The organism is Scytonema sp. PCC 10023 (assembly GCF_963920835.1).
In the GTDB taxonomy this organism is placed as follows: Bacteria; Cyanobacteriota; Cyanobacteriia; order Cyanobacteriales; family Nostocaceae; genus Kalymmatonema.
The window spans coordinates 1-19,327 of the sequence record NZ_CAWUDP010000051.1 but is presented as its reverse complement, the minus strand read 5'-3'; the positions used below and the strand labels follow the sequence as shown (position 1 = coordinate 19,327).

Genomic DNA, 19,327 nt, shown 5'->3' with positions numbered 1-19,327 from the left:
GAAAAGGTTAAATGATAATACGTCCCTTTCCCCCTTACCCTTTCCCCTTTCCCCAAACGACACATTTAACAACGGGTGGGAAAAATGAAAGAAGCCTATATTGTCAGCAGCGTTAGGACTGCTGTTGGAAAAGCTCCACGCGGCACATTACGCAATGTGCGCCCCGATGATATGGGAGCAGTTGTGACTAAAGCAGCGATCGCCCGAGTCAAAGGTCTTGAACCTGCACAGATTGATGATGTGATCTTTGGCTGTGCGTTTCCGGAAGCAGAGCAGGGATTTAATATTGGACGCACGATCGCACAGCGAGCGGGGTTACCTGATTCTGTGGCAGGTAGCACTGTTAACCGCTTCTGTGCTTCAGGACTCCAGACCATCGCCATGGCAAACCAGGCGATTATGGTAGGACAAGCAGAAGTCATGATTGCGGGTGGTGCGGAATCTATGAGTTTGATTCCAATGGGAGGACATTATTTAGCTCCTAACCCAGAAATGATGGTGGAGACTCCCAACGCCTACTCTACGATGGGCATTACGGCAGAAAACGTGATGCAAAGCTACCAAATTTCCCGTGAGGAACAAGATGCTTTTGCTTTGCGATCACACCAACGAGCGTTAGCTGCCATTGCGCAAGGTCGGTTTGCTGAGGAAATTGTCCCGTTAACAGTGCGAGAAACATTATATATCGATGGTAAGCCGCAGTTGGTAGAAAAGGTTTTCCAGATGGATGAAGGTCCGCGTCCCGATACCAGCTTGCAAGCCTTAGCTAAGTTGCAGCCTGTGTTTCGTGTTGGTGGTACGGTTACGCCAGGTAACTCATCACAGACATCGGATGGTGCGGCGGCGACGGTAGTGATGAGCGATCGCATGGTGAAGGAACTCGGCGTACAGCCTCTCGGGCGAATGTTAGGGTTTGCGGTAGCTGGTGTACCGCCGGAAGTCATGGGTATCGGGCCTGTAGAAGCAGTTCCCAAGGTACTCAAGCAGGTGGGACTGAGCTTGGACGATATCGGGTTGATTGAACTCAACGAAGCCTTTGCCGCCCAAAGTCTTGCCGTGATTAATAAACTCGGTCTTAACGAAGAGATTTTGAATGTGAATGGTGGTGCGATCGCCCTCGGTCATCCCCTTGGTTGTACGGGCGCGAGGCTAACAGCCACGCTCTTCCATGAAATGAAACGGCGTGGTGTTCGCTATGGTCTCGTCACAATGTGCGTAGGTGGCGGGATGGGAGCAGCGGCGGTGTTTGAGAATTTAATGATTTAAGCTTAGGGGTTTGTAGTCAGCGCTTTAGCGAAGACAGCGCCAACTACAAACTTTTATTCATGTCTACTTCATGTCTACCCAAACCTTGCACCACGCTGTCGCCCAGCTGCGATTTAAATCGCAGGCTAATAGCAGAAGTCCTCTCAAGAGGACTGTAAAACAAGACTTAGTCCACTTGAGTGGACTTGAGCTATTAGCCAGAGACTTTAGTCTCTGGCGGAATATTCAGACTTAGTTGGGGTCAAGCTATGATTAACCTTCTCCACCCAGCAATTGTTATTCCCACACTGATTTTCCTATTTCTTTTACTGGGTTACATTGGTGTTCCGCTGTGGGTGTGGTCGCTCTATTTTGCAGTGGCACTAGCTGTGTTTCATGCACCCATTTGGGCTTGGGTGCTTTTCGGCATAGTGGCTGTGGTACTGAATGTCCCTATGCTGCGGCAAATTATCATCACATCACCGCTGATTTATAGTATAAAATCACTCAACATTTTCCCAAAAATTTCTGAGACCGAGCGGGCAGCAATTGAAGCTGGAAGCGTTTGGGTGGATGGCGAGTTCTTTTCTGGTAAACCCGACTTCCAACGGATAAACAGCGAACCCTATCCTCAAGTCACACCAGAACTACAGGCATTTCTTGATGGACCAGTTGAACAAGTTTGTCACATGGCAAGCGATTGGGAAATTTACCGCCGTAAGGACTTGCCACCCGAAGTGTGGGAGAAACTAGGACAAGAGCGCTTCTTTGGAATGATGATTCCCAAAGAGTATGACGGTTTGGGCTTTTCCAACTTTGCCTATAGTACTGTGATGACAAAGTTGGCATCGCGTTCCTTCACCCATGTCGCCACTGTTGGCGTGACAAATTCTTTGGGACCTGCCAAGCTGTTGCTGCGTTACGGTACACCGGAACAGAAAAATTATTACTTGCCGCGCCTCGCACGAGGAGAAGAAATTCCCTGTTTTGCCTTGACTGAACCAACTGCCGGTTCGGATGCAGCAAGTATCAAGTCTGAAGGAGTGGTGTTTAAGGGTGAGGATGGCAAACTTTATCTACGTTTGAATTGGAAAAAACGTTATATTACTTTGGGTGCGATCGCTACCCTTCTAGGACTAGCTTTTAGACTGCGAGATCCAAAAAATCTTTTGGGTAAGGGAGAAGACGTAGGTATTACCTGTGCCTTAATTCCAACTGATACGCCTGGTGTCGTCTTAGGAAAACGACATGACCCAATGGGTGTACCCTTTTACAATTCTCCCACGGAAGGACATGATGTTGTTGTTTCGATTGACCAGATTATTGGTGGTGTGGAACAGGCAGGTCAGGGTTGGAAAATGCTCATGCAGTCCCTGGCAGCAGGTCGAGGCATTAGCTTCCCGGCTACCTGTACTGGTATTGCCAAGCTGGTAACAAGAGTGACAAGCGCTCATGCTACAGTACGACAGCAGTTTGGTTTATCCATTGGTCGTTTTGAAGGCATTGAGGAACCCTTGGCTCGCATTGGCGGTCTGACTTACTTAATGGAAGCGGCTCGCGTTTATACCTGTGGTGCGGTGGACAAAGGCGAGCAGCCTGCGGTCGTTTCTGCGATCGCCAAGTACAACCTAACGGAACTGTCCCGCAAAATTATCAATGACGGGATGGACATTGTGGGGGGTGCGGGAATTTGTCGCGGTCCGAGAAACTTGTTGGCAAATATTTACACAGCCACACCTATTTCTATTACCGTCGAAGGGGCAAATATCCTCACCCGTACAATGATGATTTTTGGTCAGGGAGCGATTCGTTGTCATCCCTATGTCTATTCGGAAATTGTTGCCCTCAATCAGTCCGATGTTACCGCCTTCGATCATGCCTTCTGGAATCATATCGGCTCAATGGTGCGTAACGGTTTCCGTGCCCTTCTCCTCAGTATTTCCCGTGGGCATTTAGCTCGTTCGACTGTAAAAGGAGCGACAGCTAGATATTACCGCAAACTGGAGTGGGCATCTGCTAGCTTCGCCTTCCTAACTGACCTTGCCCTCTTCTGCTTTGGTGGCACACTGAAGCGGCGGGAAAAGCTGACCGGACGGTTTGCTGATATTCTTTCTTGGATGTATCTAGGAACTGCCACCCTGCGACGATTTGAAGCGGAAGGTTGTTTATCAGAAGACCTACCCTTTGTTCACTGGGCAATGGAATATACCTTTGCTCAGATTCAGCAAGCGTTTGAAGGTATTTTCAATAATATGCCCGTACCAGTACTCGGTGCCTTGTTCCGGGGACCGATTGCTTGGTGGTGGCGACTCAATCCCATAGGGACTCTGCCTTCTGACCAACTCGGTAGCGAAGTTGCCCGTAGCCTTCAAATCCCAGGACAGCGCCGAGACAGACTCACCGCAAGCATCTATATTCCTGCTGATCCAAATGAAGCATTGGGGCGCTTGGAACGTGCTTTCCTCTTGTCATCCCAAGCCGAACCTATTCTTAAAACCATCAAAGCTGCTAGCCACATTGGTAAGTTACCACAGCAAAGACCAGAACGCCTGATTGCAGCAGCACTGGAAGCAGGAGTGATTAACTCTGCAGAAGTTGAACTCCTTCGCGAGGCGGAGTTCGCTCGCAATGATGCCATTCAAGTGGATGCATTTACACTTGAGGAGTATCAGCAAGGAAACTTAGCCCTTGGGACAACCAAAGAGCTACTACAGGTTGTTTTGCAATAGCATTTTTCCGAATTCTATCATGTCCGGCAAATTACCCATAATAAAACTTATATGTAGTAAGGACTTGAGTCCTTGTTTGCACAGCAAGAGGACTAAAGTCCTCACTACAAACTTAGTAAGGTTATTTAATCGGACATGATATTAAACCTGTTTTGAAAATGCGGAGTGGGGAGTGGGTTAAACAGAGGTTGTGGGTACGGGTTGTGACCATTGGTGTCAACTTAAGACGAACACTAGTCCTGGAGAGCTTTTTCCTCGTTACCATGCTCTGCATGGTAATGCATTACTGGAGGCTCTGCCTCTAGCAGCTTTGTGATCGTGAGACTCTGTCTCACGCACGGCATTCCAAGTCTCTGACTTGGAACGAGTTATAAAAAGATGTTTGTTAGCGTAAGCGCAAAGCGCAGGCTCCGCCAACGCCCAGCGTGTCCCCTTGGGACTCAGCGACGCGTTCGCGCGGAATTGCCAATTTCTTTCCAGAATCATCTTCTTAGCTTATTCCATAAAGCCGCTGTGGTTAAAAGAGGTAATAATTTAATAATTATTGTTAAGCTACTTGAAGATTTTTATGGGCAGCCAAGGCTACAGCGACAAAATTTCTAACCCGTTTGACGAACTATTAGAGAAGTTAAGCATTTTCAATAGCAGCGCGGGTGCTGACGAGAAAGCATCTCATCGTAGGTTCGATGGGTGGTCTTTGTCGGAGCGAAACCCTGAGGCGATAAAAGCTTGGATGCCGATTTGGGGATGGTTCTACCGCTACTATTTTCGGGTTCAAACCTCTGGCTGGCATCATATGCCATCGGTTGGGAAAGTGTTGATTGTCGGTTCCCATAATGGCGGGTTGGCTTCACCAGATACGTCGATGTTCATGTATGACTGGTTCCACACCTTTGGCTATGACCGATTAGCCTACGCTTTGATGCACCCGTCAGCCTGGGAAAACCCCATCTTCGCTGTGCCGGGTGCCCAGGTTGGGGCTATTATCGCCCATCCCAAAATGGCGAGTGCTGCTCTACTACGGGATGCAGCGCTACTGGTTTACCCAGGAGGTGCTCAGGATTTGTTTCGTCCCTACACTTGGCGAAACCGAATTCATCTGGCAAACAATAAGGCGTTCATCAAGCTGGCTTTGCGGGAGGAGGTGCCAATTGTACCGATTATTTCTCATGGTGCACACTCAACTCTAATTGTGCTAGCTGACCTCTACCAGCAGGTGAAACAATTGCATGAATGGGGCTTTCCTTGGTTACCTGATGGGAACACGGGCGTATTCCCAGTTTACCTTGGGCTACCTTGGGGGGTAGGGATTGGACCTGTACCAAATTTTCCGCTCCCCATACAGATCCATACTCGTGTCTGTGCACCAATGGTGTTTGAGCGCTACGGTCGTGCCGCCGCCCGTGACCGTGCCTACGTAGATACCTGTTACGAACGCCTTCGTGCTCATATGCAAGCCGAACTAGATGACCTAGTACAAAAATAAAATTTCGTCATTATTCAACCTAACTCAACCGCACCTAAGACTTTGAGCATGGATTTCTGAGCTTCGGTTAAACCAGTAACGCCAGTAAGGTTCATGCCCTCATAAGGTCTGGCGGTTCTAAAGGTTTTTAAGCACTCACCTGTCTTAAAATCCCAAAACTTCATCTTTCCATCGAAGCTGCCAGTGACCAGAGTTTGACCATCAGGACTGAGGGCAATCGACTTTAGTGACATCCTCCTACGCTGAATCATAGATTACAGCGTAGGCGTATCCATTGAATCACTTCTTCGGTTTCCTGGTTGTTCTATGAGCGAGATTTCGCCACTTGCCTAGACTGACTTTCATCAGTCCCCGGTAGATCGGCTGCACAGGCGCTTTCGATTCCCGTCTGCCCAACGGTACGTCGGAGTTTAATTCCTCTGTTTCTAATATTTTGACCTGCTGCTACGTCCCTATCAGTTTTGTATCCACTGCGGAGGACAATCGTGAACTCTCACCAAAAGGTCTTTTTTGACTTCACCACTACATTCGGGACACTCCTGAGAAGTCCCCCTCGCATCAACTTCAGCGAAGAACTTTCCACGCTTCCAACACACATACTTAACAATGCCCCTGAATTGTCCAAACGCAGCCGTGGCGCATATGTTTCCCAAACATCCCTTTAGCACTGGTTCGATAATCCAAGTCTTCCATGAAGACCATATCACCAGCATCACAAAGGGCGTGGGCTTGTTTGTAATGAAAGTCCTTCCTCGTGTTGTCGATTTGGTGGTGAAGCCTAGCAACCTTAATCTGTTGTTTCTCGTAGTTTTTCGACCGCTTCTTTTTCCTAGAGAGTCTGCGTTGCTGCAATTTCAGCTTGCCTTGCAATTCTTTAAAAAACTTCGGTGGTCTTACGAGAACACCATCACTGGTTGCCAGGAATTTCTCCAAGCCTACGTCAACCCCTATTGGGTGACCATGAGGAATTGGGTCGGGAACGCTGACATCGCATTGCAGCGAGATAGAGGCATACCATCTATCAGCTTTCCTCAAGATTCGCACCTGTTTGACCACAAATCCTGTAGGAATGGGTCGGTACAAGTTGATAGGGATGGCTCCAATCTTGGGCAGCTTAATATGCAAGTTCGTTACTGGGTTTTCCTTGAACTGAGGAAACAGCAACGACTTGAACTGCCCATATTTCTTGAAACGAGGATTGCCAAATCCTCTAAGAGTGAAAGTATTTCCACGCTATATGCAACTGCAAGGGGAGTCTGCTGGAGAACCTGAGAAGGAACTTCACCCAATCTGGGAAACTCCTTCTTAGCTTTGGGTAGGTTGTTAAGCTGTTGAATTTCGTTGGGAAACTTCAGCTCAGGAGGGAGGATGTACTCTTTTTCAAGAGAGCATCTATCTACCAAACACTTACGACCAAGGCACCAATCTTTTATCTCTCGAAGCGCATAGTTGTAAGCGCCACGACAGATGTCCATCCACTCAATGAGTATCTGTTCTTGAGCGGTATCGGGATAGATACGATAGCGGTAATTAAGCGTCAGCATTCCAGTATTATACTGGGTTTATTAACTACCAAGCAACCTTTAATTGTTAATTTAAGGGGCACACTCGCTTCGCTCGAAGTCAAAAGTATCAAGCCAAAAGTCAAAAATATAATAATTCTTTAATTCAATTTTGACTTTTGACTTTTGATTTTTGACTTCCCAAAGGGTGGGGAGTCCATGTATCCCACGCCAAATTGAAAATTTCGCGCGAGGTCTTATAGCTCCCCCAGACCCCCACGAGAAGATAAAATTAATCCAACAATAGACTAGTAGCTATAGCACTGTTTGGGCGAGAATCTGGAAAACACAGGATAGAATCTGTAGTAAAACTGTGTTTACGGTCTTCTTCCTTGCCTAGCTATGCCGCTAGACTACTCCGGTCAAAATCTCCGAGGACGCTCCTTTAGAGGTCAAAACCTTGAAGGGGCTAACTTCAGCGGTGCAGATATTAGAGGAGCAGATTTTTCTAACGCTAACTTGAGAGACGCTAACTTCAGCGGTGCTAAAGCAGGATTGCAGAAGCAGTGGCTGGTTGTCTTGATGGCATTTTTATGCCTTCTAGTAACATTATCTGGATTCTTTTTAGGAACCGCTAGCTGTTGGGCAATCATCTTGCTAGAGCCTGAATCTACAAAAATATTTACTATTCTTCCTGGAACAGTTGCTTTAACACTGTTTGCACTCTATTTTTTTGTTACCATTCGGTATGGTTTGGGATCTCGTTTAGCAGTAGATGCAAGTTTAGGAGCTATAGCGTCAACTAGTTATGGGCTTGTAGTTGTAATATTTGCTGGAGTAGGATTTGCGGTTATGGCTGAGGCTATTGCTATAACCATAGCTGGAATTGTGGTTGAGAAAGTGACTGCGGTTATAGTTAAGCTTGTTGCTACCGCTGTAGCTGGAGTCATAGCTTGGTTTTGGTATCTGGTTATTTACCCAACTTTTTTTAAGATCGTACCTCATCATAACGAGGTAATCGTTGTAACTGTGGCTGTTATTTTAGCTTTGTTGAGCGGTTACATTGGTCTACGGACTTTGGCTTGTGATGAAAAATTTACTTTGATTTTCAAAATGGCGGTCGCTTTTGTTGCTATGGGAGGTACATCTTTTCAAAAAGCTGACCTCACTGACGCAGACTTTACCAAGGCGACGCTCAAAGGTAGCGACTTCCGAAATGCTAACCTTACCCGTACCGATTGGTACCTATCAAAAGAACTGAATCACGCTCGTGTCAGTGAAAGCTATCTGAAGTATCCGCAAGTATGGCAACTGGTAACGACAAGACAGGGACAAAATCAAAATTTTGACTATTTTAATTTGTCAGGTATTAATCTTAAAGCTGCACAGCTACAAGATATTAGCTTCATCGCTACAAACTTAAATAAGGCTAATTTGCAAGATGTAGATTTATCTCGTGCCAAGCTGGTACAAACCCAGTTAGATGAAACAGATTTAATTGGAGCCACTCTTACTGGGGCTTACATTGAGGACTGGGGTCTCACCAGTCACACCAATCTGCATGGGGTGAGATGTGAGTATATCTTTATGCGAGTGCCCACTCCAGATGATCCTAACCCCCACCGCAAACCTGATAATTGGGATGAAATCTTTATTGATGGTGACTTTGCTGACTTCATCAAACCCATAGTTGACACCCTCGACCTTTACCACAACCAAGGCGTTGACCCCCGTGCGATCGCAATTTCATTCAAGCAGTTAGCAGAGAATTACCCAGATGCTGATTTGCGAATTGTGGGGATGGAGGTACGAGGTGAGGATAAATTTTTACTTCGTGCTAAAACTGCGCCAGATGCTAACAAATCGGAACTGAGTGCAGAATATTTTGATAGTTATAACCAGATTAAAGGTTTACCAGAACGTGAAATAAAGTTACTTTTAGCAGAAAAAGAAAAGCAAATTCATATATTAGAAAATATGGTAATGACGGCGCTAGAGCGCCCAAGTTTTTATGCCCAAACTTATAGTAACCAAGGAGATACCATGCCTAGAAAACAATCTAACTTTAATTTACAAGGCGCTCAATTCGGTGGTGGTCTTGTAGACGCTGAGACAGTAAATGCTCATCAAATAGGTGGTGATATTACCAACTACAACCAAGTTGCACGAACGGAAGATAACAATTCTCCTGTCAAAACAATTCTAATTTTGGCAGCAAATCCGAAAAATACCTCACCTTTGCGATTAGGTGAAGAGGTACGAGAAATTGATGCGGGATTGCAACGAGCCAAAAAACGGGAACTGTTTGACCTGAAACAACGCTGGGCTGTGCGTGTTCAAGAGGTTTACCAATCATTACTGGACTTCAAACCGCAAATTGTTCATTTTAGCGGTCATGGTTCAGGGGATGATGGTTTGGCACTGGAGGATGAAACCGGAAATGTGCGATTAGTAGATACCGTCGCACTGGCTGGATTGTTTGAGTTATTTGCTTCTAACGTTGAGTGTGTTGTTCTCAACGCTTGTTACTCAGAAGTTCAAGCAAATGCCATTGTTAAGCATATTCCATATGTGATTGGAATGAACAAGGAGATTGGTGATAAAGCTGCAATTAAATTTGCAACAGGCTTTTACAATGCACTGGGTGCTGGAGAATCTGTTGAATTTGCTTATAAGCTTGGGTGCAGTGTTATTCAGCTAGATGGTATTCCAGAACATTTGACTCCCGTACTGAAGAAGAAATAGTCTATTAAGAAATATAGCTCAAAGCCATCTCCTAAGTGGAGACATATATAATACAGACAACCAAGAACGCCTAGATTAAGCGTATGCCGGAGTCAGAAGACCCTAAAGACCCTGAAAAGGTCACTAACAATGACCTACGCAACGCCCAATTTGGTGGTGGGTTTATCAATGCTGACACGGTTAACGCCCAACGGATAGGGGGCGATATCTGGAATATCAGGAATTTGTTCTTTGGGCAGCAGCTAGCACCAGTAGGCAATCCACAACGTGAACATAACCAACGCTTACTGCTTGCAGATGTAGAGCAGGAAGTTGCGTCACGATTGAACCAGTCTCTACACAATGCTGTACTGATTAACTTGGAAAAGGAATCACAGCCCCAGCAAGTAAAACAACTTTGGGATGCTGAAGTAAAAATTGGGTCAAAGCCTCCCGAAGCGATTCCAGAGAATACTAGCATTCTGGAAGTCTTTGATTCCGAAGAAATAGTAGGTAGGTTGTTAATTTTGGGTGCGCCAGGTGCAGGTAAGACAACCACTCTGTTAGAACTAGCAAAAGACCTAATTGAACGAGCGGAAAAAAAGCCAGTTTACCCCATTCCTGTGTTGTTCAACCTTTCCTCTTGGAAAGATGACCATCAATCTATAAGTGAGTGGTTGGTAGCTGAACTTAACTCTAAATATGGTGTTTCAAGGAAACTTGGTAAGGAGTGGGTTAAACAACGTCAACTCCTACCTCTATTAGATGGCTTAGATGAACTGGAATCAAAACGTCAAGAATCTTGTGTTAACGCTATTAATCAATTGTTAGAAGGAGAATACCACCCTCAATATTTAGTTGTTTGTAGCCGAAGCCAAGAATATGACAACTATGAACCTAAGCTTCAATTAAATGGAGCTATCTATTTACAATCTTTAACTAATCACCAAATTCATAATTATCTTATTGAAGTTAACCATGCCGATTTATGGCAAACAATCAATCCAGACTCAGAGTTACTAGACTTAGTAAGAACACCTTTATTACTTAGCATTACTATTTTAGCTTTTCAAGAGATATCTATTGACCGTTGGCAGCAGTTACCATCTACTTCAGACCGGATTCAGGAATTGCTAGATGCCTATGTGAACCGAATGCTAGCACAGGATATTGAAAGTAAGACATACGCTAAGAAAAAACCCCCTAATACTAGACAAACTCGTATGTGGCTAGTTTGGTTAGCACAGCAGTTACAAAAAGAATCAAAAACCGAATTTTTAATTGAAGAAATCCAGCCCTCTTTATTAAAGATAAAAGCTCAAAAGAGAATGTATAGAGTGATATCGAGGTTGATTTATGTCCTGATTTTTGGGTTGTCTTTTGGGCTTCTTGGGTTGTATGTTGCGTTGCCTTATTGGCTTGTTGGGCTGTTCGTTGTGCTGTCTTTTAGGCAGTCTTTTGGAGATTCTCTAGAAAAAATAGAGCTAAAGGAACAAATAACTTTTTTGAAAATATCTAAAGAAACTATTGTTAACCGGGCGATACTGCTGATACTAACGCTGATTTTTTTTATGCTGTTTCTATTGCTAGTAGTGGGGAATGATTGGCGGTATTTAGGGACTCTTTTCATGCAGAATTTCGGGCATATTTTAATGCCGATATTCGGACTGATTCCATTGCTTATAGGAGGGCAACCTGACTTTATAGAAAATAAAAAGAGTCCTAATCAAGGGATTTGGAAAACTGCAAGAAATGCTGTTTTTTTAGGGCTGATAGTCGGGCTGATAGGAGAGCCGATACTAAAACTGATAGCACCGCCGATAGCACCGCTGATAGGAGGATTGAGTTTAGGGTTGGGTTTAGGGTTGAGTAATTTTGGTGGTAAAGCTGTCCTTCAACACTTTATCCTGCGTCTCGTCCTCTACCGCAACGGCTACATCCCCTGGAACTATGCCCGATTCCTCAACTACTGCACAGAACGTATGTTACTCCAACGTGTCGGCGGTCGCTATCGCTTCATCCACAAACTGCTGCAAGACCACTTTGCCCAAATGGAGTTCACACATCCCAAGTAAAATCCTTAAATCGGTTAGCGTTTAGCTTGGTGTAATGCTCGGTGTAATTGATATTGCGGTGTCCTAAATAATCTTGAATCTTGCGAGTGTTGTACCGTTACATAAATCCTACTCAAACCTAGCCAATACCTATCAAAGCTATTCAACTTGACTTGAGTTTCGTTTACTTCCTTGTTTCATCCTGGCAACGTCGGCGTTAACCAGTCCACAGGCTCATACGGTCTAACTGACCGCGTTCTAGTTCCTAAAAGGAACCGCTTCGCTTCAAATTAATTGCTGCGTTCAAATCGCGGTCAATGACAAAGCCACAATGACCACACTCAAACACTCGCTCATAAGCGTCCGAGTGTTTCTTTTTTGGTTTCACAGTTAGAACAGGTCTTAGAACTTGGAAACCATCGGTCAACTACAACCAGGTTTGAACCATACAATTCGCATTTGTAGGTTAACTGGCGACGAAATTCAAAAAACGACATATCAGCGATTGCTTTAGCAAGCTAGGGAATTATTTCTTTTAGAGGTTATGAAGGGCAAAAAGAAAGACTCAAAACCGTTCCTGATTGGCAAGAGCGACTTAGAGAATTTGTTGACCAACTTATATCAGAGCTATCCAAAAATGAACAGCAATGAGTATAAGTGAGCAGGAATCAAGTTACAGTTTCTAGCCCCTTGTTTGCAAGGAAATAACCGCAAGCGTGTCTAAACATATGAGGATGTACCTTAATATCGATATCACTGATATCAGCAGTTCGTTTTAAAAGCTTTCTGACCGCATCTGGTGAGATGTGCGGCGATCGCTCAATTCAATGTCATGATCCACGCCACTTTTGCCCCGGAATTTAAAGCGAATTTTTGAACCGGATACATCAACGTGGCGTTAGCGAAGCTCCTCCGTAAGCCCTGCGGGCACACTTCGTGAACGCGCAGCGTGTCCGAAGGACATAGGAGGCTCGCGCATGGTTGTTAAGCCAAAGGATTTATTTGTTTGGGCGTACTCTTCATTTTCCACACGAATTTTCGTGATTTCCAAGAGTTTTACCACAGTCGCCAGCACTTTTTGTTTTGGTATACCGGTAAGCGCCATATCCTCTTCTATTCGCTTGCGGATACTTGGCAGTGCTTTTCTCTGCGCCCTCGGCGTCTCTGCGGTTTTTTAATCATTCAGATACTACCGGATTTCATATCATGACGTGAGTTCGACAAGTTGATTGGTTATTATGAAGAAAGCATAATGTCTAACAAAAACCGCAGTTATCTACATATATGTACTTAATAAAATTAAAAACGCGACATTTTTTGTCAAATAGCACAGGACTTAGGAAGTTTCAGATGTCGCACAAACAATTGATATATTGGTGGCAAAAATCGTTTTGTCCCATCATGCTACGTATTGCCACTAGAGTAGTGGTAACGATTTGTCTAACGGCAGCGGTGTTGGGCATCTTGGGAAGCAATGCTCCTGTGAGTCATGCTCAAGGTGTTTTTCCAACTTCTGCTGCACTCAATACTCAACTGCTCAGCACAACCAGGCAGATACATAACCAATACATAGCATTAAAATCAACAGCACCAAATGTTACTGTGTATCGCAGTCCCGACTGTAGCTGTTGTGGTGGGTGGATTAACCACTTAAAGGCACAGGGTTTTGAAATCAAAGACTTTCGCACACCTGACATTGAGGCAATAAAACAAAAGTACAACGTGCCAGATAACTTGACATCTTGCCACACAGCAATTGTTAATGGATATGTTATTGAAGGACACGTACCAGCACAAGATATCAAACGTCTGCTTCAAGAAAAGCCAAATTCGCTTGGCTTATCTGTTCCCCAAATGCCTGTAGGCACTCCTGGGATGGAGATGGGGAATCAAAAAGACCCATTTACTGTGTTTTCCTTTGATAACAACAGCAGAGTTGCGGTGTTTAATGAGTATTTATAGCGATTGACTTTTGCAAGAAGTTTATTTTTTACTTTCTTGCAACAGATGCTGCTCTATCAGTTTAAGAACCGCTGCTTCTTCTGGACGTAGAGAGTGCGGTGAAGCTGTTTTTTGATTCGATGCTTCCATAAACTCAAATAATGAGTCATCCATATAGGCATCGATAACCGCAGGATGGACATAATATTTGCGGCAAGTCGCTGGACGATTGCCCAGGTGTTCGGCGACGTTTTTGATAGCCTGAGTCACATTTTTCTTTGCTTGTGTTTGCGATTCAAATCGCCCCATTTCATATAATTCCTGTGCTGCCAAAACAGTACCACCCCAAGTACGAAAATCTTTAGCAGTAAAGTCTAAACCAGTGATTTCTTGCAGATAATTATTGACATCGTCAGAACCGATAGGTTGACGGTGTCCTTCTTCGTCGAGATACTGAAATAATTCTTGTCCGGGGATATCTTGACAGCGTTTGACTATTTTCGCCAAACGGCGATCGCTCAATTCAATGTCATGATCCACGCCACTTTTTCCCCGGAATTTAAACCGAATTTTGGAACCGGATACATCAACATGGCGATCGCGCATCGTTGTTAAGCCAAAGGATTTATTCGTTTGGGCATACTCTTCATTCCCCACACGAATTTTCGTAATTTCCAAGAGTTTCACCACAGTCGCCAGCACTTTTTGTTTTGGTATACCCGTAAGCCCCATATCCTCTTCTACTCGCTTGCGGATACTTGGCAGTGCTTCCCCAAAGGCTATCATGCGGTTAAACTTCGTTTGAGAGCGTACCTGTCGCCAATGCTGATGATAACGGTACTGCTTGCGTCCTTTAGCATCGCGTCCTGTTGCTTGCAGGTGTCCATGTGGTAGCGGACAAATCCAGACTTCAGTCCAAGCAGGCGGGATAACAAGAGACTTAAAGCGGTTTAACTCCTCCTCATCACAGATTTCTTTGCCATCTGCGTCAATGTAGCAAAATTCCTCATCAACACGCTGACGCTGAATTCCTGGAATCGTATCGCTTATGTAGCGCAATCCCACTATCTTTGCTGATTTAACAGGATCGATCTGGAGTGCAGCTTCAACTTCCTTTTTGATTAATTCCTTTTGAAGCGTTTGCATAGGTGGGGGAAGGCAAGTTTTGAATAAAACATCTCATACCATTTTGGAATGACGATTTTGAATTTTAGATTTTGAAATAGGCTATTACTAGGAGTAATTTCTCTTAATTAAGAATCTAGCCGTTATTAAGCCAAATGGTATTATGATGTACTTTAGCGAATGACAACTCCATTGCAATCTACACAAAAGCATACTCATCAAGATACAAAGGAGATATAGCAATCCTAAATCATAAGCCCTGAACAAGATCCCCGACAACTTCGGCGAAGTCGGGAATCTGAATAATAAAAAAAGTTTTCAAGAAAAGCCTCTAGTTTTCTCTAGAGGCTTTAGTAGTAATTGAGAAGAGAAATGCTGGAGAAGCATTGCTGTTTTATTCTGCCTTATGGCTAGCCAAGTACCCACATCCAGAAGGAAGAGAAATTAAAATGTATATGTTTATACAATAAAAAACACCCCGAGCTCGCCGGGGTTATAGTCTACACAAATTTTCCACAAATACCACTTTGTATTTTCCTTTAGGGTAAACAATAATACGACATCCAAAAGATACAAACTTGAAATATGTGATGATGTACACATCAAGCAAGTCAGTTTTATAATGAAAAGCAAACTTTTGCCAAAAGTCTGGTAAATAGTCTTTATGATTTCCTACTATTCTCTGTACAATATGACGGTTGTACTCTGTGGCGGACTGTGATTGAGCGTTATACCTTGCCCGAAATGGGCAATCTGTGGACGGAAGCCTATAAGTTAAAAACCTGGCTGCAAGTAGAAATCGCTGTTTGTGAGGCGCAGGCTGAGTTGGGTTACATTCCAACTGAGGCGGTTGAGGAGATTAAGGCAAAGGCGAATTTTGATCCAAAGCGGGTGCTGGAAATTGAGGCTGAAGTCCGCCACGATGTGATTGCCTTCTTGACAAATGTTAATGAATATGTAGGGGATGCAGGACGTTACATTCACCTGGGATTAACCAGTTCCGATGTGTTGGATACAGCTTTGGCACTGCAACTGGTTGCAAGTTTGGATGTGTTGTTGCAACGCCTAGAAGATTTGATTTCGGCAATTCGTCAAAAGGCAAAGGAACATCGCACTACGGTGATGATTGGACGTTCCCACGGCATTCACGCCGAACCGATCACCTTTGGTTTTAAGCTGGCTGGGTGGTTGGCAGAAGTTTTGCGACACCAAGAACGTTTGAAAATTTTGCGTGAGACGATCGCAGTCGGGAAGATTTCTGGTGCAGTGGGGACATATGCCAATATTGAACCTCGCGTAGAGGCGATCGCCTGCCAAAAACTCGGACTTCAACCTGATGCAGCATCGACACAAGTCATATCGCGCGATCGCCATGCCGACTACGTCCAGCAATTAGCCTTACTCACCGCATCAATTGAACGCTTCGCCGTCGAAATTCGCAATTTGCAAAGAACAGACGTTCTGGAAGTCGAAGAATTCTTTTCCAAAGGGCAAAAAGGTTCCTCAGCAATGCCTCACAAACGCAACCCCATCCGTTCGGAACGGTTAACGGGAATGGCGCGAATTATCCGCTCTCATGCGGTTGCTGCTTTGGAAAATGTCGCGCTGTGGCATGAAAGGGATATTTCCCACAGTTCTGTAGAACGGGTAATTTTGCCGGATGCTTGCATATTGACGCATTTTATGATCAAAGAAATAACCGAGTTAGTGAAAAACCTGTTGGTTTATCCCGAGAACATGGAACGCAATATGAATTTATATGGCGGTGTCGTGTTCAGCCAGAAGGTACTACTAGCATTGGTAGACAAGGGAATGAGCCGCGAGGAAGCTTATGCGATCGTGCAAGAAAACGCTCACACTGCTTGGAACAAACCAGACGGCAATTTCCACGACTTAATTGTCAAAGATTCTCGCGTTACCCAAAAGTTATCGCCAGCAGAAATTGAGACGTGTTTTGATCCACAGCAACATCTGCGACACTTAGAGCAGGTTTACCAACGACTGGGAATTTAGTGTTGTAGTGAGCGCTTAAGCGCTTGCCTCGTTTGCCTCGTTCCCAGGTGGAACCTTGCCTCGTTCCCAGGTGGAACCTGGGAATGCACTTCTTGAGGCTCTGCCTCGACAGGCAACTTCAGGAGGCGGAGCCTCCAGGATATCATATGATGTCCGGGAAATTACTGATAATTACAGAACCCCACCCCTAACCCCTCCCCGCAAGCGAGGAGGGGAACTTGCCTCGTTCCCAGGTTCCACCTGGGAATGCACTCCTTGAGGCTCTGCCTCGACAGTCAACTTCAGGAGGCGGAGCCTCCAGGATATCATTCCCAGACAGAGTCAGGGAACGAGAAAAGGCTCTGCCTGGGAACGAGAAAAATGGCTAAAATTCATTATTTCAAGCTCAACGGAGTCCAATCCCCAGAGGGAGTAAAGCTAGCCCAGTAGTAGGGATGTTCATAACCAGGGGTATTGAGAAACTCAAGCTGTGCTTCTCGCAGTGCTTCATGTCTCCCCTTACCTGCTTTTAACTTTTGATAGTACTTCACCATGAGATCTTTAGTTTCCTCATCGCCCAACGCCCAAAAACTTAATACTTGGCTAGAGGAACCTGCAATAACCAAAGCACGCCGCAACCCATACACCCCCTCCCCAACTTTGATATCACCCGCTCCTGTTTCGCAAGCTGACAGCACCACTAGCTGAGTCCCGCGCAAATCCAGTCCAGTCACCTCTAAGGCTGTCAGAACACCGTCATCATTGTCTGCGGAAGTTCTGTTACGTTTGTTGATACCAGCTAATGCTAATCCAGAACGCAATAGGGGGTTTTCTATCTGTAAAACTTTTGGCTGTGATTGTCCGAATTCAGGGAACGATGGATTGAAATTTTGTTGTTGGTCTGAGTTGACACTCCCCGGACTATCTAAACTTCGCTCTTGGTCTGAGATAAAGAAACCGTGGGTAGCCAGATGCAGGATGCTGGGAGCATGAAGTTGTTTGAGAGCAGTTTCTGTCGCTTCTTTACCCAGAAGCAGTTTAACATTGGGGAGGACTTTTTGAATCACTGCTGCTTCTTCTTTTGTACTGGGAAGCGGTTCAAAATTAAGGGAAGCTAGCTCAGCGGAACGTCGCTTTTGAGAGCTACGCACGTTAGTTAATTTTGGTTTCTCACCTGTAGTTTGCTGTTGTTCGTAGTCGATATCAGCTAGCACCACTGGTTCAAAGCGGCTTTTGGCGGGCAATTGGAACCGTAGCAAATCCCGACCAGAAGTCAGATAAGATACTGTGTACCGTTGAATCAGGTATTGTCCTTGCTCATCTCTAAGTGCTTCAAAAGGAAACAGTGTCAACTGCCCATCGGGGGAAAGTAAGACGTGACGCACATTTCCTAGTAGAGGACGGATGGGTGCCATAACCTGCTTATCCAGTTTCCGGGCAAGTTCCTGTGCTGGTTTGAGAAGCGTGCGGTTTGTCAAGGCTGCTCGCGTATCGATAATGGACTGGTCAATCACTGCGGCTTCTCCCAAATCAACCCATTTCGGCTCTCCAACAGAGTGCAGCACAGCAGCAGCATAACGCTGTTTGCCCCATTGTTCATTGGGCTTGTTAGCTTTGGCATTGAAAGGTTGATACTGTACAATTTCTACCAAAGCTGCGTCTTTAGGTATTTTTGCTTGAATTGCTGCTAACTCCACTGGTTGTATTTCGTTACGAAATTCAGCGCTTTGAGCGCTAATAGCACCTTCCAACCGTTGCCTTTGAGCTTCCAATTGCTCAAATGTCGCTTTGTATTTGTCAGGTGTTTGTGTTCTTTGTTCTCCGTACACCAGCTTTGATTGCTGCTGTAGGACATTTAACCACTCATCAAATAATTTTTTGATTTCTGGCTTATTCGCCAGTTGAGAACGCAATATCTGAGCGTTGTCAGCCACTGCATCTAACACCAGTCCTTTGCGACGCAGCACTGTGGTGAGTGCTAGCTGCGCTGCTCTTGGGTGGTTGTGAGCTTCTTGGAGAGATAGAGAAATGGTACGATAGGTTGTTCCTGCAAAGGTTCTAACGTAATCTTGTTTTCGTTCTTCTGAACCAACAGCAAAGATCAGCGCTAAATTATTTTCTTCAACCTCTAGCCCACGTTGTCTAAAATCAATGGCGCGGGTAACATTACCCTGCGCCTGGTACAGTGCTGCCAAATTGTTGAGGCTAGTGGCAACATCAGGATGTTCCTTGCCCAGTACCTTCTCCCAGATTGCTAGTGAACGTTGATACAAAGGTTCCGCTTGTTGATAGTTCCCCTGTGCCCGGTAAAGTAGAGCCAAATTGTTGAGGCTTTGTGCCACATCCGGATGTTCCTTGCCCAGTACCTTCTCCCTGATTGCTAGTGAACGTTGAAACAAAGGTTCCGCTTGTTGATAGTTCCCCTGTGTGTGGTACAGTGCTGCCAAATTGTTGAGGCTAGTGGCAACATCAGGATGTTCCTTGCCCAGTACCTTCTCCCAGATTGCTAGTGAACGTTGATACAAAGGT

General features: G+C 45.1%; 17 protein-coding genes. 7 read left to right on the top strand and 10 right to left on the bottom strand.

Translation table 11 applies throughout. From position 1 onward, the window contains the following. The first annotated feature begins 84 nt into the window (after positions 1-84). The 3 genes from ACM0OZ_RS27390 to ACM0OZ_RS27380 all read left to right on the top strand — a co-directional run bounded on the left by ACM0OZ_RS27390 (position 85) and on the right by ACM0OZ_RS27380 (position 5,460). Complete coding sequence (locus tag ACM0OZ_RS27390) at positions 85-1,266, top strand: thiolase family protein (protein ID WP_414585985.1); 1,182 nt, start codon at positions 85-87, stop codon at positions 1,264-1,266. A gap of 248 nt (positions 1,267-1,514) precedes the next feature. Continuing rightward, positions 1,515-3,974, top strand: a complete 2,460-nt coding sequence (locus tag ACM0OZ_RS27385) for an acyl-CoA dehydrogenase (protein WP_414585984.1) — start codon at positions 1,515-1,517, stop codon at positions 3,972-3,974. A 568-nt stretch (positions 3,975-4,542) separates the two neighbouring features. Continuing rightward, complete coding sequence (locus ACM0OZ_RS27380) at positions 4,543-5,460, top strand: glycerol acyltransferase (RefSeq protein ID WP_414585983.1); 918 nt, start codon at positions 4,543-4,545, stop codon at positions 5,458-5,460. 14 nt (positions 5,461-5,474) lie between these two features. Here the strand turns inward: ACM0OZ_RS27380 and ACM0OZ_RS27375 are convergent, their stop codons facing one another. The 4 genes from ACM0OZ_RS27375 to ACM0OZ_RS27360 form a co-directional block, all read right to left on the bottom strand. After that, positions 5,475-5,693 carry a WD40 repeat domain-containing protein gene (locus ACM0OZ_RS27375; protein ID WP_414585982.1) on the bottom strand — a complete coding sequence of 73 codons (219 nt, stop codon included), beginning with the start codon at positions 5,691-5,693 and terminating at the stop codon, positions 5,475-5,477. 222 nt (positions 5,694-5,915) lie between these two features. Beyond that, positions 5,916-6,173, bottom strand: a complete 258-nt coding sequence (locus ACM0OZ_RS27370; RefSeq protein ID WP_414585981.1) for a zinc ribbon domain-containing protein — start codon at positions 6,171-6,173, stop codon at positions 5,916-5,918. Next, positions 6,061-6,624, bottom strand: coding sequence for an RNA-guided endonuclease InsQ/TnpB family protein (locus ACM0OZ_RS27365; RefSeq protein ID WP_414585980.1), 564 nt, complete (start codon positions 6,622-6,624; stop codon positions 6,061-6,063). Before ACM0OZ_RS27365 ends, ACM0OZ_RS27370 begins: the two co-directional genes overlap by 113 nt. Further along, positions 6,591-7,004 (bottom strand): helix-turn-helix domain-containing protein, encoded by a 414-nt coding sequence (locus tag ACM0OZ_RS27360; RefSeq protein WP_414585978.1) that lies wholly within the window; start codon positions 7,002-7,004, stop codon positions 6,591-6,593. The genes ACM0OZ_RS27365 and ACM0OZ_RS27360 overlap by 34 nt, the downstream gene beginning before the upstream one ends. 360 nt (positions 7,005-7,364) lie before the next feature. Between ACM0OZ_RS27360 and ACM0OZ_RS27355 the strand changes: the two genes are divergently transcribed. Next, complete coding sequence (locus ACM0OZ_RS27355) at positions 7,365-9,707, top strand: pentapeptide repeat-containing protein (RefSeq protein ID WP_414585977.1); 2,343 nt, start codon at positions 7,365-7,367, stop codon at positions 9,705-9,707. 83 nt (positions 9,708-9,790) lie between these two features. After that, positions 9,791-11,761 carry an NACHT domain-containing protein gene (locus tag ACM0OZ_RS27350; protein ID WP_414585976.1) on the top strand — a complete coding sequence of 657 codons (1,971 nt, stop codon included), beginning with the start codon at positions 9,791-9,793 and terminating at the stop codon, positions 11,759-11,761. Between the two features lie 244 nt (positions 11,762-12,005). On the opposite strand, the gene ACM0OZ_RS27345 is transcribed toward ACM0OZ_RS27350, so the two are convergent. From ACM0OZ_RS27345 to ACM0OZ_RS27330, 4 genes are all read right to left on the bottom strand, one after another. After that, on the bottom strand, positions 12,006-12,128 hold the full coding sequence (locus tag ACM0OZ_RS27345; protein ID WP_414585975.1) for a zinc ribbon domain-containing protein: 123 nt from the start codon (positions 12,126-12,128) through the stop codon (positions 12,006-12,008). Beyond that, on the bottom strand, positions 12,094-12,237 hold the full coding sequence (locus tag ACM0OZ_RS27340) for a zinc ribbon domain-containing protein (RefSeq protein ID WP_414585974.1): 144 nt from the start codon (positions 12,235-12,237) through the stop codon (positions 12,094-12,096). The genes ACM0OZ_RS27345 and ACM0OZ_RS27340 overlap by 35 nt, the downstream gene beginning before the upstream one ends. A gap of 171 nt (positions 12,238-12,408) precedes the next feature. Beyond that, positions 12,409-12,492, bottom strand: coding sequence for a hypothetical protein (locus tag ACM0OZ_RS27335; RefSeq protein WP_414586030.1), 84 nt, complete (start codon positions 12,490-12,492; stop codon positions 12,409-12,411). 146 nt (positions 12,493-12,638) lie between these two features. Beyond that, positions 12,639-12,878, bottom strand: coding sequence for a hypothetical protein (locus tag ACM0OZ_RS27330; protein ID WP_414586029.1), 240 nt, complete (start codon positions 12,876-12,878; stop codon positions 12,639-12,641). A 212-nt stretch (positions 12,879-13,090) separates the two neighbouring features. Here ACM0OZ_RS27330 and ACM0OZ_RS27325 point away from each other — a divergent pair, with 212 nt between their 5' ends. Next, positions 13,091-13,702: a DUF411 domain-containing protein gene (locus ACM0OZ_RS27325; protein ID WP_414585973.1), complete on the top strand. Its 612-nt coding sequence runs from the start codon at positions 13,091-13,093 to the stop codon at positions 13,700-13,702. Positions 13,703-13,723: 21 nt separating this feature from the next. Here the strand turns inward: ACM0OZ_RS27325 and ACM0OZ_RS27320 are convergent, their stop codons facing one another. Further along, positions 13,724-14,827, bottom strand: a complete 1,104-nt coding sequence (locus ACM0OZ_RS27320; protein ID WP_414585972.1) for a DNA topoisomerase IB — start codon at positions 14,825-14,827, stop codon at positions 13,724-13,726. 696 nt (positions 14,828-15,523) lie between these two features. Between ACM0OZ_RS27320 and purB the strand changes: the two genes are divergently transcribed. After that, complete coding sequence (gene purB, locus ACM0OZ_RS27315) at positions 15,524-16,819, top strand: adenylosuccinate lyase (RefSeq protein ID WP_414585971.1); 1,296 nt, start codon at positions 15,524-15,526, stop codon at positions 16,817-16,819. Between the two features lie 374 nt (positions 16,820-17,193). Here the strand turns inward: purB and ACM0OZ_RS27310 are convergent. After that, positions 17,194-19,327 (bottom strand): CHAT domain-containing protein (locus ACM0OZ_RS27310; protein ID WP_414585969.1); only part of this gene is annotated, 2,134 nt, incomplete at its 5' end.

What these genes read in the sequence shown, in the direction of transcription:
- ACM0OZ_RS27355 (WP_414585977.1), top strand. Translation starts at nt 7,365, where the DNA reads ATGCCGCTAGACTACTCCGGTCAAAATCTCCGAGGACGCTCCTTTAGA.
- ACM0OZ_RS27325 (WP_414585973.1), top strand. Translation starts at nt 13,091, where the DNA reads ATGTCGCACAAACAATTGATATATTGGTGGCAAAAATCGTTTTGTCCC.
- ACM0OZ_RS27375 (WP_414585982.1), bottom strand. Translation starts at nt 5,693, where the DNA reads ATGTCACTAAAGTCGATTGCCCTCAGTCCTGATGGTCAAACTCTGGTC.
- ACM0OZ_RS27340 (WP_414585974.1), bottom strand. Translation starts at nt 12,237, where the DNA reads ATGTCGTTTTTTGAATTTCGTCGCCAGTTAACCTACAAATGCGAATTG.
- ACM0OZ_RS27370 (WP_414585981.1), bottom strand. Translation starts at nt 6,173, where the DNA reads ATGCTGGTGATATGGTCTTCATGGAAGACTTGGATTATCGAACCAGTG.
- ACM0OZ_RS27380 (WP_414585983.1), top strand. Translation starts at nt 4,543, where the DNA reads ATGGGCAGCCAAGGCTACAGCGACAAAATTTCTAACCCGTTTGACGAA.
- ACM0OZ_RS27350 (WP_414585976.1), top strand. Translation starts at nt 9,791, where the DNA reads ATGCCGGAGTCAGAAGACCCTAAAGACCCTGAAAAGGTCACTAACAAT.
- ACM0OZ_RS27320 (WP_414585972.1), bottom strand. Translation starts at nt 14,827, where the DNA reads ATGCAAACGCTTCAAAAGGAATTAATCAAAAAGGAAGTTGAAGCTGCA.
- ACM0OZ_RS27390 (WP_414585985.1), top strand. Translation starts at nt 85, where the DNA reads ATGAAAGAAGCCTATATTGTCAGCAGCGTTAGGACTGCTGTTGGAAAA.
- ACM0OZ_RS27385 (WP_414585984.1), top strand. Translation starts at nt 1,515, where the DNA reads ATGATTAACCTTCTCCACCCAGCAATTGTTATTCCCACACTGATTTTC.
- ACM0OZ_RS27360 (WP_414585978.1), bottom strand. Translation starts at nt 7,004, where the DNA reads ATGCTGACGCTTAATTACCGCTATCGTATCTATCCCGATACCGCTCAA.